Annotated in this window: 16 protein-coding genes; 6 read left to right on the top strand and 10 right to left on the bottom strand. The window is 64.7% G+C overall.

Annotation, left to right across the window (positions count from 1 at the left end; translation table 11 throughout):
• Nucleotides 1-31 precede the first annotated feature (31 nt).
• Nucleotides 32-238 carry a DUF6316 family protein gene (locus tag ISX93_RS05445; RefSeq protein ID WP_195777684.1) on the bottom strand — a complete coding sequence of 69 codons (207 nt, stop codon included), beginning with the start codon at nucleotides 236-238 and terminating at the stop codon, nucleotides 32-34.
• 157 nt (nucleotides 239-395) lie between these two features.
• The gene (locus tag ISX93_RS05440; protein ID WP_195777683.1) at nucleotides 396-1,850 is read right to left on the bottom strand and encodes a TrkH family potassium uptake protein; all 1,455 of its coding nucleotides are present in this window, start codon (nucleotides 1,848-1,850) and stop codon (nucleotides 396-398) included.
• 167 nt (nucleotides 1,851-2,017) lie between these two features.
• On the opposite strand from ISX93_RS05440, the gene ISX93_RS05435 reads away from it, so the two are divergent.
• On the top strand, nucleotides 2,018-2,590 hold the full coding sequence (locus ISX93_RS05435) for a nitroreductase family protein (protein WP_195777682.1): 573 nt from the start codon (nucleotides 2,018-2,020) through the stop codon (nucleotides 2,588-2,590).
• Here the strand turns inward: ISX93_RS05435 and ISX93_RS05430 are convergent.
• The 3 genes from ISX93_RS05430 to ISX93_RS05420 all read right to left on the bottom strand — a co-directional run bounded on the left by ISX93_RS05430 (nucleotide 2,583) and on the right by ISX93_RS05420 (nucleotide 3,931).
• Nucleotides 2,583-2,963 (bottom strand): translation initiation factor 2, encoded by a 381-nt coding sequence (locus ISX93_RS05430; RefSeq protein WP_195777681.1) that lies wholly within the window; start codon nucleotides 2,961-2,963, stop codon nucleotides 2,583-2,585. The genes ISX93_RS05435 and ISX93_RS05430 overlap by 8 nt on opposite strands.
• Nucleotides 2,964-3,035: 72 nt before the next feature.
• Complete coding sequence (locus ISX93_RS05425; RefSeq protein ID WP_195777680.1) at nucleotides 3,036-3,335, bottom strand: YciI family protein; 300 nt, start codon at nucleotides 3,333-3,335, stop codon at nucleotides 3,036-3,038.
• Nucleotides 3,336-3,343: 8 nt separating this feature from the next.
• Nucleotides 3,344-3,931, bottom strand: coding sequence for a septation protein A (locus tag ISX93_RS05420; RefSeq protein ID WP_195777679.1), 588 nt, complete (start codon nucleotides 3,929-3,931; stop codon nucleotides 3,344-3,346).
• A gap of 66 nt (nucleotides 3,932-3,997) precedes the next feature.
• Here ISX93_RS05420 and ISX93_RS05415 point away from each other — a divergent pair, with 66 nt between their 5' ends.
• The 5 genes from ISX93_RS05415 (at nucleotide 3,998) to rluB (ending at nucleotide 8,553) form a co-directional block, all read left to right on the top strand.
• The gene (locus ISX93_RS05415; protein ID WP_195777678.1) at nucleotides 3,998-4,891 is read left to right on the top strand and encodes a PHP domain-containing protein; all 894 of its coding nucleotides are present in this window, start codon (nucleotides 3,998-4,000) and stop codon (nucleotides 4,889-4,891) included.
• A 13-nt stretch (nucleotides 4,892-4,904) separates the two neighbouring features.
• A complete protein-coding gene (locus ISX93_RS05410; protein WP_195777677.1) occupies nucleotides 4,905-5,540 on the top strand; it encodes an L-threonylcarbamoyladenylate synthase in 636 nt (211 codons plus the stop codon).
• Between the two features lie 107 nt (nucleotides 5,541-5,647).
• Nucleotides 5,648-6,346 (top strand): segregation and condensation protein A, encoded by a 699-nt coding sequence (locus tag ISX93_RS05405; protein WP_195777712.1) that lies wholly within the window; start codon nucleotides 5,648-5,650, stop codon nucleotides 6,344-6,346.
• Nucleotides 6,347-6,398: 52 nt separating this feature from the next.
• Complete coding sequence (gene scpB / locus ISX93_RS05400; RefSeq protein ID WP_195777676.1) at nucleotides 6,399-7,172, top strand: SMC-Scp complex subunit ScpB; 774 nt, start codon at nucleotides 6,399-6,401, stop codon at nucleotides 7,170-7,172.
• 232 nt (nucleotides 7,173-7,404) lie between these two features.
• Nucleotides 7,405-8,553: a 23S rRNA pseudouridine(2605) synthase RluB gene (gene rluB / locus ISX93_RS05395; protein ID WP_195777675.1), complete on the top strand. Its 1,149-nt coding sequence runs from the start codon at nucleotides 7,405-7,407 to the stop codon at nucleotides 8,551-8,553.
• A gap of 68 nt (nucleotides 8,554-8,621) precedes the next feature.
• Here the strand turns inward: rluB and ISX93_RS05390 are convergent, their stop codons facing one another.
• From ISX93_RS05390 to ISX93_RS05370, 5 genes are all read right to left on the bottom strand, one after another.
• A complete protein-coding gene (locus ISX93_RS05390; protein ID WP_195777674.1) occupies nucleotides 8,622-9,362 on the bottom strand; it encodes a YciK family oxidoreductase in 741 nt (246 codons plus the stop codon).
• A gap of 103 nt (nucleotides 9,363-9,465) precedes the next feature.
• Nucleotides 9,466-11,439, bottom strand: a complete 1,974-nt coding sequence (locus tag ISX93_RS05385) for an alkyl/aryl-sulfatase (RefSeq protein WP_195777673.1) — start codon at nucleotides 11,437-11,439, stop codon at nucleotides 9,466-9,468.
• Between the two features lie 83 nt (nucleotides 11,440-11,522).
• Complete coding sequence (mupP, locus tag ISX93_RS05380) at nucleotides 11,523-12,194, bottom strand: N-acetylmuramic acid 6-phosphate phosphatase MupP (RefSeq protein WP_195777672.1); 672 nt, start codon at nucleotides 12,192-12,194, stop codon at nucleotides 11,523-11,525.
• Nucleotides 12,194-12,892 carry a bifunctional 2-polyprenyl-6-hydroxyphenol methylase/3-demethylubiquinol 3-O-methyltransferase UbiG gene (ubiG, locus tag ISX93_RS05375; RefSeq protein ID WP_195777671.1) on the bottom strand — a complete coding sequence of 233 codons (699 nt, stop codon included), beginning with the start codon at nucleotides 12,890-12,892 and terminating at the stop codon, nucleotides 12,194-12,196. The genes mupP and ubiG overlap by 1 nt, the downstream gene beginning before the upstream one ends.
• A 46-nt stretch (nucleotides 12,893-12,938) precedes the next feature.
• On the bottom strand, nucleotides 12,939-14,264 hold the full coding sequence (locus ISX93_RS05370; RefSeq protein WP_195777670.1) for a TRZ/ATZ family hydrolase: 1,326 nt from the start codon (nucleotides 14,262-14,264) through the stop codon (nucleotides 12,939-12,941).
• Nucleotides 14,265-14,300: the final 36 nt, after the last annotated feature.

Here is a 14,300-nt window from a genome sequence, read left to right as displayed (position 1 = left end):
CGATTTTTTATTGGCCGGCCGCAACCCCCGGCTAACCGTTCAGCCTGGATGGTTCAGTGGCCTGGTGCATGCGGCGAATGTACAGGGCGATTTCGCGCTCGGCATCGTTGTGGGTGAAGTAAGGGCCTTCGAAGGTGCCTTCGCGGGTGGAGAAAAAGTACTGGCCGTTCACCGTGCTGATGCGTTTGCTGCGGTAATGCGTGGCGGGTGCGGGGTCAACTGCGCGACTGGCTAGCATGGCATATCTCCGTAAACAGTCCTCTACGGCAAGTGTAAGTGCTCGAGGTCAGGTTGCCGGACAATACGACGGGCGGTCGATTTATTGACGCCACTGATCTATTTCGGTGGAAATCGCCTGATAATTGACGATTTCGTGCTGCGCGCACCCGCGCCTGTCAGTGCTTCCAGAAGGTTCGGGTGAACAGCACCAGCACCGTGAGGATTTCCAGGCGCCCGAGCAGCATGCCGATGGTCAGCAGCCACTTGGCCGCATCCGGCAGCGTCGCAAAATTGCCCACCGGCCCGATGATCGGCCCCAGCCCCGGCCCGACGTTGCACACCGCGGTGGCTGCGCCAGTCAGCGCGGTGACCCAGTCCACCCCGGTCAGGGTGATGCCCATGGCGATCAGGGCAATGGTGATGGCGAAGAAGAACGAAAAAGTGATCAGCGAGCGGACGATATCCTCGTCGAGATTGTGTCCGTTGTACTGCTGCTTGATCACCGCGCGCGGGTGCACCAGCTGCTTGAGGTTGGCCTTGAGCAGCACATAGGCGACCTGGAAGCGGAAGATTTTCAGTCCGCCGGCGGTGGAGCCGGAACAGCCGCCGATGAAGGTCAGGTAAAAGAACAGCAGCACGGCGAAGCTGCCCCACAGCGTGTAATCGCCAAGGGCGATCCCGGTGGTGGTAACGATCGAGGTGATGTTGAGGGCGGCCAGGCGTACGGCATCCATCCAGCTGTTTGCCGAAGTCAGCCACAGCCAGGTGCCTACCGTCAGCCAGGCGAACAGCAGGAAGCCGACGAAACCGCGGACCTGGTGATCGCGCAACAGCGCCGTGCGATTGCCGCGCACGGTGGCGACATACAGGGTAAAGGGCAGGCTGCCGAGCATCATGAACAGGATGGCTACCCAGTGCACGGCTGGCTGGCTCCAGTGGGCAATCGAGGCATCGGACGTCGAGAAGCCACCGGTGGAGATCATCGACATCGAGTGGTTGATCGCCTCGAAGGGCGTCATGCCGGCTGTCCAGAAGGCCAGAAAGCCGAGCAGGGTGAGTGCGCTGTAGATCACCAGAATGTACTTGGCGGCCATGTGCGAGCGCGGCATGACTTTCTCGCCCCAGTCCGAGGACTCGGTCTGGAACAGGCGCATGCCGCCAACGCGCAGCAGCGGCAGGATCGCCACCGCCATGCCGATAAAGCCGATACCACCCAGCCAGTGCAGCATGGAACGCCAGATCAGCAGGCCGGGCGAAGCCTGGTCGAGTCCGGTGAGAATGGTCGAACCGGTGGTGGTAATCCCCGACATGGTTTCAAAGAAGGCGTCGGTGTAGCTGATGTGCTGGATCAGCACCATCGGCAGGGCGGCGAAGATGCAGACCAGCAGCCAGCTGGCGGTGGTCAGCATGTACATGTCGCGTGGGCGCAGGCTGAAACTCGCGGGTCGCCCCGGCAGGGTAAGCGCCAGGCCGGCGATAGCGGTGATCAGTGCCGACCAGCCGAAAGCCGAAAGATCGTCGGTGCGCTCGAACAGCACCACCGTCAGCATCGGGATCAGCATGCTGACGGCAATGGTGAGCAGGAACAGGCCGATGATGAAACCGATCATGCGCAGGGTGGGCAGGGCCATAAGTCGGGCTCTTTTATGAAGAGGCGCCATTCTACTCGGCTCGGCATCGCTGTAAATCCGCAGGTTGCGGGCGTTCGACCAATTTACCGGGCTGATCCGGCAAGCACCTCGGCGCGCAGCGGCGGACCCATATAGAATGTGCCCTCCAAGCTCGGCGGAGGTGATGAATGGATATTCTTGAGGCACTGCAAAATCGCGTATCGGTTGCCCGGCTGGGCGAGCCGGCACCCACTGCCGCGCAGCGCAAGCAGCTGTTTGGCGCCGCCCTGCGGGCGCCGGACCATGGGCAGCTGAGCCCCTGGCGCTTTCTGACCATCGAGGGTGGAGCCCGCGAGCGCCTCGGCGAGCTGTTTGTGCAGGCGTTGCTGGCGCAGTCCGCGGATGTCAAGCCGGAGGCACTGGAAAAGGCGCGCAAGGGCCCGTTGCGTGCGCCATTGCTGGTGGTGGTGATCGCCTGCCTGCAGGCTCATCCCAAAGTGCCGGAGCTCGAGCAGTTGCTGGCGGCCGGCTGTGCAGCGCATGGCCTGTTGCTGGCCGCCCATGGCCTGGGGCTCGGCGCGATGTGGCGTACCGGCGCGCAGGCCCAGGACCCGCTGGTGGCCAGGGGGCTGGGTCTGGCCAGCAATGAGCGCATCGTTGGTTTTATCTACCTGGGCAGTGTCGATGGCGAGCGCCGCAGCCCGCGCAAGCTGGCCGTCGAGGACTTTGTCCGGCCCTGGCCCGACAGCGCAATCAGTTGAGCCACTCGCGGCGCTGCTTGCGCCGGCCGCGCAGCAGCGCGCCTGCCAGCACGCCGAGCAGGGCGGTTGCCGCGCCGACCAGGTACCAGGTCTGCTGTTCATTCAGCGGGTTTTGCGTTTGCTGCGACAGTGCTTCACGCACTTGCAGCTTGAGCTTTTGATTTTCCTGCAGCAGGCGTGCGGTCTGTGCGCTGTCGCGCGCGGCCAGGCCGCTTTCCAGCTGGCTGGCCAGTTCGTTGCGCTGCTGCTCGGCAGTCGCCAGTTGCTGTTCGAGTTCGCTGATGCGGGCCTGAGTGGCGGGAGTGGTTTCAGCCTGCACGGCCGAAGTTGCGGAGATGACGACAAACAGCAGCGTCAAAGGGTAACGGTGCATGGGTAGTCCTTATTGTTATTGTTCTTGGGCAAACGTAGCAAATTCAGCCAGGCGGCGCTGTCGCAGGGCTAATCAGGGAAGTACCAGCTTGAACGGTTTTACCTGCACCTGGGCGTAGACGCCAGCCTCCAGGTAGGGGTCGGCGTCCGCCCATGCCTGTGCCGCCGTCAAGGATTCGAACTCGGCCACGATCAGGCTGCCGCTGAATCCGGCCGGTCCCGGGTCATTGCTGTCGATCGCCGGGTGCGGTCCGGCCAGGACCAGCCGGCCTGCGCTTTTCAGCTGCTCCAGGCGAGCCACGTGTGCCGGGCGTGCAGCCAGTCGACTGGCCAGGGTGTCAGGGTGATCGCTGGCAATGATGGCGTAGAGCATGCTGGTCCTTATTGCTGGGGTTGTTCGGGAATGTCGTGCAGGTGCCGCGACAGATAAATGCCCTGGCCAATGATGAACAGCAGGGTCATGCCGAGGCTGCCAAACACCTTGAAGTCCACCCACCACTCCTGAAAGGTGAAGGCGACAAACAGGTTGGCGCTGCCACAGAACAGGAAAAAGGCAATCCACGCCAGGTTCAGCCTGACCCAGATCGCCTGCGGCAGGTGCATGGCGTGGCCCATCATGCGCTGGATCAGGGGCTTGTCACCGATGAAGTGGCTGCCGATGAAGCCCAGGGCAAACAGCCAGTTGACCACCGGGGCTTTCCACTTGAGGAAGGTCTCGCTGTGGAAGGCCAGGGTCATCCCGCCAAACAGCAGGCAGGCCAGCAGCGTCAGCCACTGGCCTTTCTCGAGCCTGCGCTGCACCAGGTAGATGCCGCCATAGACTACGACCGAACTGGCGATCAGCATGGCGGTGGCGCTGAAAATGCCGCCCAGCACGAAGCTCTGCTGGGCGAACTCGACAGCGCGGGGATCCATCTTGTAAACGATGAAAAACAGGATGAGCGGAATGAAATCGATGAATTGTTTCACGGTACAAGCCACGGGCTGGATGAGGCGGCATAATAACAAACCATAACTCCGGCGATAGTCATTCCCATGCACATTGATCTGCATTGTCACAGCACCGCATCTGATGGCGCCCTCGCCCCGGCTGCGGTGGTAGCGCGCGCCCATGCCCGGGGCGTGCGAGTGCTGGCGCTGACCGATCACGACACCCTGGAGGGGCTGGGCGAAGCGCGCCAGGCGGCCGCGGCGCTACCGGACATGCAGCTGGTCAGCGGTATCGAGCTGTCCTGTACCTGGGGCGGGGCGACCATCCATGTGCTCGGCTACGGCTTCAGTGCCGAGTCCCCCGAGCTGCTGCGCGCCATCGAAGACCTGCATCACGGCCGCTGGGCGCGGGCCGAGGAGATCGGCCGGCGCCTCGAAGCCAAGGGCATGCCGGGGGCATTTGTCGGGGCCCGGGATGTGCAGATGGAGCTGGGCGACAGCGCCAACGCTCCGGCGCGGCCGCATTTTGCCGAGTTCCTGGTGCGTGCCGGGCATGTGGCGGACCGCGGCGAGGCCTTTCGCAAGTGGCTGGGCGCCGGCAAGATCGGCGACGTCAAGCAGCACTGGCCGACCCTCGAACAGGCAGTGGGCACGTTGCGCGCCGCAGGTGCCTGGATCAGCCTGGCGCACCCCATCCAGTACGATTTCACCCGCAGCAAGCGGCGCAAGCTGCTGGCCGACTTCATTCGCGCCGGCGGTCATGGGCTGGAAGTGGTGAACGGCCTGCAGCCGGCCGAACAGACCGGCACCCTGGCCATCCTGGCCCGCGAGTTCGGCCTGCTGGTCAGCGCCGGCAGTGATTTCCATGCCCCCACCGACTGGTCCGAGCTGGGCATGTACCGGCCGATCCCGGAAGATTTGCCATTGCTGGCGGCACGCCTGAAACTGGCGGCGAACGCGGCCGAACATGCCGGGGCGCCAGATGTGGCCGTCCACTGAACAGGGAGCTGTAATGAGCCAGTTCTTCCAGATTCATCCGGAAAACCCGCAGGCACGCCTGATCAAGCAGGCGGTGGACATCATCCGCAACGGCGGTGTGGTGGTGTATCCGACCGACTCGTCCTACGCGGTAGGTTGCCACATCGGCGACAAGTCGGCGGTCGACCGGATCCGCAGCCTGCGCCGGCTGGATGACAAGCACAATTTCACCCTGGTCTGCAGCGACCTGTCGCAGCTGGGGCTGTTTGCCAAGGTCGATACCGCAGCCTTTCGCCTGCTCAAGGCGCATACCCCCGGCCCCTATACCTTCATCCTCAGCGCCACCCGTGAAGTGCCGCGCATGCTCATGCACCCCAAGCGGCGCACCATTGGCTTGCGTGTGCCCGGCCATCCGATAGCGCAAGCGTTGCTGGCCGAATTGGGCGAGCCAATGATGAGTGTCACGCTGATCCTGCCCGGCGAGAGCCTGCCGCTGTCCGATCCCTACGAGATTCGCCAGCAGATCGAGCATCAGGTCGACCTGATCATCGATGGCGGACAGGGCGGCCTCGAGGCTTCCACGGTGGTCAACCTGACCGATGGTGATCCGCAGGTGACGCGGATTGGATGCGGCGATCCGGCCCCCTTCCAGTCGGCGGGCAACGCATGACCGAGCAGCTGGCTCCGGCCCCGGAGCAGCAGGAGCTGCCGTTCGCCCTGGTCTACGGGCAGGCGGTCACCGAGCTGCCGCTGGACCTGTACATTCCGCCGGATGCCCTGGAAGTCTTTCTGGAGGCCTTCGAGGGGCCGCTGGACCTGCTGCTGTACCTGATCCGCAAGCAGAACATCGACATCCTCGATATCCAGGTCGCGGAAATCACCCGGCAGTACATGGGCTATGTGGAGTTGATGCAGTCGGTGCGCCTGGAACTGGCCGCCGAGTACCTGGTGATGGCCGCCATGCTGGCCGAGATCAAGTCGCGCATGCTCCTGCCGCGCTCGGCCGAGGTGGAGCAGGAGGAAGATGATCCGCGCGCCGAGCTGATCCGCCGGCTGCAGGAGTACGAGCGCTACAAGGCCGCCGCCGAAGGCCTGGACGGCTTGCCACGGGTCGGGCGCGATATCCATGTACCAACCCTGGCGGCGCCGGCGGCACGGGCGCGCAAGCTGCTGCCGGATGTCAGCCTGCAGGAACTGCTGTTGTCGATGGCCGAAGTGCTGCGCCGCGCCGACATGTTCGAAAGCCACCAGGTCACCCGCGAACAATTGTCCACCCGCGAGCGCATGAGCGATGTGCTGGAGCGGCTCAAGGATGGTGCCTTCGTGCCGTTCGTCCAGCTGTTTCGTGCCGAAGAGGGCCGGCTGGGCGTGGTCGTGACGTTCATGGCGGTGCTTGAACTGATCAAGGAACAGCTGGTGGAGCTGGTGCAGAACGAGGCCTTTGCGGCCATTCATGTCCGCGCCAGGGGCGAATGAGTGGCAGTTGCCTGCGGGCAATGCCGCCGAGTTATTTTTCAGAGGTGAACAGATGAACCTTTCCGACCCTCAGGACCTGGCCAGCCTGCTGGAAGCCTTTCTGCTGGCTGCCGGGCGCCCGTTGTCGCTGGAGCGCATGGCCGAATTGTTCGAGGAAGCCGAGCGGCCCGAGCCGGCGTTGCTACGCCAGGCGCTGGAAATTCTCCGGCAAAGCTGCGAAGGCCGCGCCTTCGAGCTCAAGGAAGTGGCCTCGGGGTTTCGCCTGCAGGTGCGCGAGCAGTTCGCCCCCTGGGTCGGCCGGCTGTGGGATGAGCGGCCGCAGCGCTACTCGCGCGCCATGCTGGAAACCCTGGCCCTGATTGCCTACCGGCAGCCGATCACCCGCGGCGAGATCGAAGACATCCGCGGTGTGGCGGTGAACAGCCAGATCGTCAAGACCCTGCTCGAGCGCGAATGGATCCGCGTGGTCGGCCATCGCGATGTGCCGGGCAAACCGGAAATGTTCGCTACCACCCGGGTGTTTCTGGATTACTTCAACCTCAAGGGGCTAGAAGAGCTGCCGACGCTGGCAGCGCTGCGCGATCTGGAGCCTGAGCCGCTGCTGGCCTTCACGGATGAACTGTCCGCGGTTGAGGCTGCCGTACAGGCCTCGGTGGCCGCCGCCGAGAAGCCGCGCGAGGAGCTCAACTTCCGCAGCCTGCTGGCCGAGCTGGACACCATGGAAGAAGGCTTGAAGACCGATTTCGACGATCTGCCGGTGGCCGACGAGGATGCCGCCCCAGCGGCAGAAGATGCTCCGGTGGAAGGCGCGCCGGAGCATCATTGAGGTTGAGGATGTAGGGTGGGCGTAGGGTGGGCTTCAGTCCACCACAGAGCGCCGGCTCGTATCGGTGGGCTGAAGCCCACCCTACACCCCCTCTGGTCGGCCAGCTATAGTCTTGCCGTGCGTCGGGCGGGTGTTCCGCGTATGATGCGCGACCCTTTTGGCGCCTTGCGCCATAACCCAGTTGGCGCCTTGCGCCAATCTTTCAGTCATGGATACACCGGGAGGTGCCGAGATGAGTGACATCGAAGAATACAGTCCAGCAGGCGAAAAACTGCAGAAAGTCATGGCGCGCATGGGCCTCGGCTCGCGCCGCGATATCGAGTCGTGGATCAGCCTGGGCCGGGTCAAGGTGAACAACCTGGTGGCCACCCTCGGCCAGCGCGTCGACAGCCATGACGCGATCAGCCTCGACGGCCGCCTGCTGCGCCGCGAAGAGCTCGAGGAAAGTGCCCGCCGGGTACTGATGTACAACAAGCCGGAAGGCCAGGTCTGCACCCGGGATGACCCGGAAGGGCGGCCGACGGTGTTCGAGCACCTGCCGCGACTGAAGAGCGGGCGCTGGATCAATATCGGCCGGCTCGATATCAATACCACCGGCCTGCTGATGTTCACCACCGACGGTGAGCTGGCCAACCGCCTGATGCACCCCTCCTACCAGATGGACCGTGAGTACGCGGTGCGGGTGCGCGGCGAAGTCGATGACGAGATGATCGAGCGCCTGCTGGCCGGCGTGATGCTGGAAGACGGCCCGGCCAAGTTCTCCGACATCAAGAAGGCCCCGGGCGGCGAAGGTTTCAACCACTGGTTCCATTGCGTGGTGATGGAAGGCCGCAACCGCGAAGTGCGGCGCCTGTGGGAATCCCAGGGCGTGGTGGTCAGTCGCCTCAAGCGCGTGCGCTTCGGCCCGGTGTTCCTGACCTCCGACCTGAGCGTCGGGCGCTGGCGCGAAATGGTACAGAGCGAGGTGGACATCCTCAGCAGTGAAGTCGGCCTGCTGCCGGTAGCCTTGCCGGAAATGAAGCTCAAGCTGCGCGAGAAACTCGATCGCCTGCAGCGCAAGTCGCCCAAGCCGGTGGTGCCACGCAGCCCGCGGCGTGCCGAAGGCGAGCGCCCGGCGCGGGTGTTGCGCGACGACTCCGGCGCACCACTGGCACGCCAGCCGCGGCCATCCAGCAGCCGTGACAAGCCGCGCGAGACCAGCAGGGGCACCCCGCTGGCCGAGCGTCCGGGTGATACAAACAAGCGGCGGGTGGGCAAGCCGACGCAGGAGCGTTCCACGCCGGCCCAGGGCGAGCGCGGGCCACGCAAGCCGGCCGCCACGGGCAAGCGCCCGCCGGCAGGTGACGGCCAGCGTCCGGGGTTTGGCCGCAAGCGGCCCTGATGCGTGTACCGGAATGATAAAAAGGGGCTCGAAGAGCCCCTTTTTATTGCCGGCCAGAAACTTGCGGCTTACTGCGCGTCCAGCGCCTGGCCATTCACGCCCTGGCTGTCGGGGCCCATCAGGTACAGGTACAGCGGCATGATGTCTTCGGGGGCCGGGTTGCTGGCCGGGTTCTCGCCCGGGTAGGCCTGGGCGCGCATGCTGGTGCGGGTGGCGCCTGGGTTGATGCTGTTGGCGCGGGCGTTGCTGGTGCCTTCCAGTTCATCGGCGAGCACCTGCATCAGGCCCTCGGTGGCGAACTTGGATACCGCATAGGCCCCCCAGTAGGCGCGACCCTTGCGGCCGACGCCGCTGGAGGTGAAGACCACCGAGGCGTCATCGGACAGCTTGAGCAGCGGCAGCATGGCGTGGGTCAGCAGGAACTCGGCGTTCACATTGACCTGCATGACGCGCATGAAGTTGTCGCCGGACAATTGTTCCAGTGGCGTGCGCGGGCCGAGGATGGCGGCGTTGTGCAGCAGGCCGTCAAGGCGGCCGAATTCGTTCTCGACCATCGCCGCCAGTTCGTCGTACTGGTGGGCCAGCGCGGTCTCCAGGTTGAACGGGATCACCGCGGGTTGCGGGTGGCCGGCGCTTTCGATCTGGTCGTAGACCTGATTGAGGCTTTCCTCGGTCTTGCCCAGCAGCAGCACGGTGGCGCCATGGGCGGCAAAGCACCTGGCGGCCGCGGCGCCAATGCCGCGACCGGCGCCGGTCACCAGAATCACCCGATCCTTGAGCAGGTCGGGGCGGGCTGCGTACTGAAACATGCGGGGCATTCCTCTTGGTCAGGGCCGGGCTGGCGCTTGCGGGCGGCAATCATAAAGCAAACAGCCCCGCTTTTCAGGCGGGGCTTGGTGCCGCGGGGCATGCTCAGGGCTCGATGATATTGAAGTTGCCCTGCGGCTTGTCGAGCAACTTGAAGAACTCCAGCAGTGCCAGGCGGCTGCCTTCAATGTTCAGGTCGTCGGAGAACAGGGTGTCCTTGAGCCCGGCGCTGCCGGTGACCAGTTGCAGGAACAGCGGCTTGGTCAGGCTGATGGTCGCATCGGCTGCGGCAACCGGTGCAGCGATGCGGTGGTGCAGCACGGCGTTCTCGACTTCCAGCACATGGTTTTCCTGCAGGTCGGTAAAGGTGAAGTTGATCAGCAGGTGTTTACCGTCAGCCCGTGGGCCGTTGAGACTGGCGGCCATCGAGGCAAAGAACAGTGGCAGTGGCGTTTCCTCGAGCAGGCGGGCGATTTCGCTGAGGCTGGTTGGCTGGGTCGGCGGGCCGTTGCGCAGCTCATAGGCGCCGGTCAGATACACGTCGCGCCAGGGGCCGGATTCCGCCTGATAGCCGAGCTGGTCATAGGTGCTGGCCAGCAGTTCGCGGGCCGCTTTGTTCTCTGGTTGGGCAAACACCAGATGGTTGAGCAGTTCAGCTGCCCAGCGGTATTGCCCCTGGTCGAAGGATTGCCGGGCAATCGCCAGCACCTTGTCGGCACCGCCAATGGCGTCCACATAGGCCGCCCCGGCTTCGGCCGGTGGTAGCGGGTCGAGATTCGCCGGGTTGCCGTCGTACCAGCCGAAATAGGCCTGGTAAACGGCTTTCGAGTTGTGACTGAGGGTGCCGTAGTAGCCGCGGTTGGCGAAGTTCTTCTCCAGGGTTGACGGCAGTTGCAGCTCGGCGGCGATTTCCTTGGGCGTGTAGCCGGCATTGGCCATGCGCAGGGTCTGGTCGTGGATGAATTTATAGGTGTCGCGCTGGCTCTTGAGGAAGTCGTGGATACGCTCCTGGCCCCAGATCGGCCAGTGATGGCTGGCGAAATACACTTCGCTATCGTTGCCGAACAGGTTGATTGCTTCGTCGATATAGCCGCTCCACTTCAGCGCATCGCGCACCTTGGCGCCGCGCAGGGTGTAGAGGTTGTGCAAGGTGTGGGAGACCACCTCGGCACCGCAGAAGGCCTTGTATTGCGGGATATAGAAAGTCATCTCGGCCGGTGCTTCCGAGGCCGGGGTGTACTGGAAGACCATCTCGAGGCCGTCGACGCTGAGAGTCTGTCCGGTCTTGCTGATGATGTCGGTCGGTTCGAGGATGCCGATATCGCCACCAAACGGCGGTTGCTTGCCCAGGCCCGTGTCGACGTGACCGACGGCGGAGCGCTGCAGCCGGCTGCCATACATGTACTGGGCGCGGCGCTGCATGGCCGGGCCGGCGAGGATGTTTTCGCTGGAGGCTTCCTCCATGAAGCCGAGCGGGGCGATGACCTGCAGGTTGCTGCGCTCGCTCTCGCTGAGGACGCCGTCAATGCCGCCAAAGTGATCGATATGGCTGTGGGTAAACACGATCGCCGAGATCTTCTGCTCGCCCAGGTGCTTGCGGGCGAAGGCCAGTGCATTGCGGGCGGTCGGCGCGGTGGTCAGCGGGTCGACCAGAATCCAGCCGGTCTTGCCCTGAATCAGGCTGATGTTGGCCAGATCGAAGCCGCGTAACTGGTAAATACCCTTGGTGACCTCGAACAGGCCGTGGATGTTGTTCAGCTTGGTCTGGCGCCACAGGCTGGGGTTGACGCTGGCGGGAGCGTCGCCCTTGACGAAGTCGTAGGCGGACATGTCCCACAGCGTCTTGCCATCGGCCTGGGTGACCTTGAGCGGAGCCTGGCTGGCAATCAGGCCGCGCCGGGCGTCTGCGAAATCCTGCTGATCGTCCAGTGGCAGTAGCTTGGCGATGCTTGCATTGGCGGCGGCGGTGGACACAGTGGCGGCTCCACCGGTGCTGTTGGCCGGGGCGTCGTCGTTGCCGCAAGCACTGAGCAGCAGGGCTAGCGCCAGAATGCTGAGGTTGGAACGGCTGCTGAACATGGTTGGCTGCCCCTTGGGATCAGTGTGTTGGGTGGCATGCCGGCAATTCTGTGCGGCCCGCAAGCGGCTGGTCGTGCATGCTGTCAGCAACCGCACAGGGCGCGCTCGAGGACTTGGCGCAATTGCAGCGGGTGCTCGACCAGTACATCCGCGCCCCAATGGGCGGGGTTGTCGTCTGGATGGATATAGCCCCAGCTGACCGCTGCGGTGCGCGTCCCGGCGGCGCGGCCGGACTGGATGTCGCGCAGGTCGTCGCCGACAAACAGGATTTCCGCCGGTTGCAGCCCCAGCTGCGTGCAGGCCAGCAGCATTGGTTCCGGATCGGGTTTGGTGTGCTTGACGTGATCGGGGCAGATCAGCAGCGCCGAGCGCTGCGCCAGCCCGAGCTGCTGCATGATCGGCTGCGCGAAGCGCAGCGGCTTGTTGGTCACCACGCCCCAGCGCAGGTTGGCCTGTTCAATATCGGCCAGCAGCTCCGGGATGCCCTCATAGGGGCGCGTCAGTACCGCGCAGTGCTGCTGGTAGCGCTCGAGAAATTCCAGGCGCAGCGCTTCGAATTCGGCCGAGTCGGTCAGGCAGTCGAAAGCCGCGGCAACCATGGCGCGGGCGCCGCCGGAAACCACGTCGGCAATGGCCTTGGGCTCAATCGGCGGCAAGCCATGGGCCAGTCGCATGGCCTGGGTGATGGCGATAAAGTCCGGAGCGCTGTCGAGCAGCGTGCCGTCCATGTCGAAAAGTACCGCACGCAGGCGCATCAAGCTTCCTTCCGGGTCTGGACCATGTAATTGACGTCCACATCCGCTTCCAGCTTGTAGTGGCGGGTCAGCGGGTTGTAGGTCAGGCCGATGATGTCCTGTACCTGCAGGCCGGCCTCGCGGCTCCAGGCGCCGAGCTCGGAGGGGCGGATGAACTTCTTGAACTCGTGGGTGCCGCGCGGCAGCAGGCGCATCACGTATTCGGCGCCGACAATGGCGAACAGGTAGGCCTTGGGGTTGCGGTTGATGGTGGAGAAGAACACCTGGCCGCCGGGCTTGACCAGGCGCTGGCAGGCGCGGATCACCGAGGCGGGATCGGGGACGTGCTCGAGCATTTCCATGCAGGTGACGATGTCGAACTGCTCGGGCAGTTCCGCGGCCAGGGCTTCGGCGGTGATCTGCCGGTATTCGACTTCCACTCCGGATTCCAGCTGGTGCAGGCGGGCCACTGCCAGCGGCGCCTCACCCATGTCGATGCCGGTCACTCTGGCGCCGCGCTGGGCCATGGATTCGCTGAGAATGCCGCCGCCACAACCGATATCCAGCACTGTCTTGCCGGCCAGGCCGGCACGCTGGTCGATCCAGTTGACCCGCAGCGGGTTGATTTCGTGCAGCGGCTTGAATTCGCTCTGGCGATCCCACCAGCGGTGGGCGAGGGCTTCGAATTTGGCGATTTCGGCGTGGTCGACGTTGCTCATGACGGTTCCTGTGAAAAGTTCTGGGTAAGTTCCTTGAGCGGACCGCTCAGCGGGCTGCAATTTTTTCGCCCCACTGGCGGGCGCAGGCAATCAGCTGTTGCTCGTCCAGGCGCGTCAGCCGGCGTTCATCCAGCAGGGCCTTGCCGCCCACCCAGACATGCCGTACGCAGCTGCGGTTGCTGGTGTAGACCAGTTGCGAGACGGGATCGTAGAGCGGTTGCTGGGCCAGGCCGGAGAGGTCGAAGGCGACCAGGTCGGCCAGCTTGCCCAATTCCAGCGAGCCGGTTTCGGCGTCCAGGCCGAGGGCGCGGGCACCGTTCAGGGTCGCCATGCGCAGTGCGCGATGGGCGTCCAGGGCGGTCGCGCTGCCGGCCACGGCCTTGGCCAGCAGGGTCGCCGTACGCAGTTCGCCGAGCAGGTCGAGGTCGTTGTTGCTGGCGGCACCGTCGGTGCCGATGGCGACGTTCACCCCGGCCTGCCACAGGCGTTCCACCGGGCAGAAGCCGCAGGCCAGCTTGAGGTTGGATTCCGGGCAGTGGATGACGCTGCTGTTGCTTTCCACCAGCAGGGCCACATCCTCGGCGCTGACCTGGGTCATGTGCACGGCCTGGAAGCGCGGCCCGAGCAGGCCGAGGCGGCTCAGCCGCGCCAGCGGACGCTCGCCGTACTGCGCGAGGGACTGCTGGATCTCGCCGGCGGTTTCGTGCACATGCATGTGAATGCCGGCATCCAGCTCTTCGGCGAGCATGCGCAGGTTTTCCAGCTTGTCATCGCTTACCGTGTAGGGCGCGTGCGGGCCGAAGGCCACGCTGATGCGCGGGTGCTGGCGCAGGTCGTCGAACAGGCCGAGGCCCTTGCGCAGCGCTTCGTCGGCGTCACGGGCGCCGGGGATCGGGAAATCCAGCACTGGAATCGACAGTTGCGCGCGAATCCCACTGCGGTGAATGACTTCGCTGGCGACTTCGGGGAAGAAGTACATGTCGGCCATGCAGGTGACACCGCCGAGAATCTGCTCGGCGATCGCCAGCTCGCTGCCGTCGCGCACGAAGGCTTCATCCACCCAGCGCGCTTCCGCCGGCCAGATGTGATCCTGCAGCCAGTTGCCCAGCGGCAGGTCGTCGGCCAGGCCACGGAACAGGGTCATGGCGGCATGGCCGTGGGCGTTGACCAGGCCGGGGGTCAGCAGGCAGCCGGGCAGTTCGCGGATTTCCCGCGCGGGGTGGCGCAGGGCCTCGGCGCGCGGGGCGATCAGGGCAATGCGGCCATCGCGGATGCCCAGCGCATGCTCGCGGAGGACCACGCCGGCCGGCTCGACCGGTACCAGCCAGGTCGGCAGGAGCAGGAGGTCGAGGGGCGTGGCTGGGGCGGGCATGATGGATGTCCGGCGGCAATAAAAGTCGCGCAAGTA

Source organism: Pseudomonas sp. N040, assembly GCF_015637705.1.
Lineage (GTDB): Bacteria > Pseudomonadota > Gammaproteobacteria > Pseudomonadales > Pseudomonadaceae > Aquipseudomonas.
This window is presented reverse-complemented; position numbering and strand designations above follow the sequence as displayed.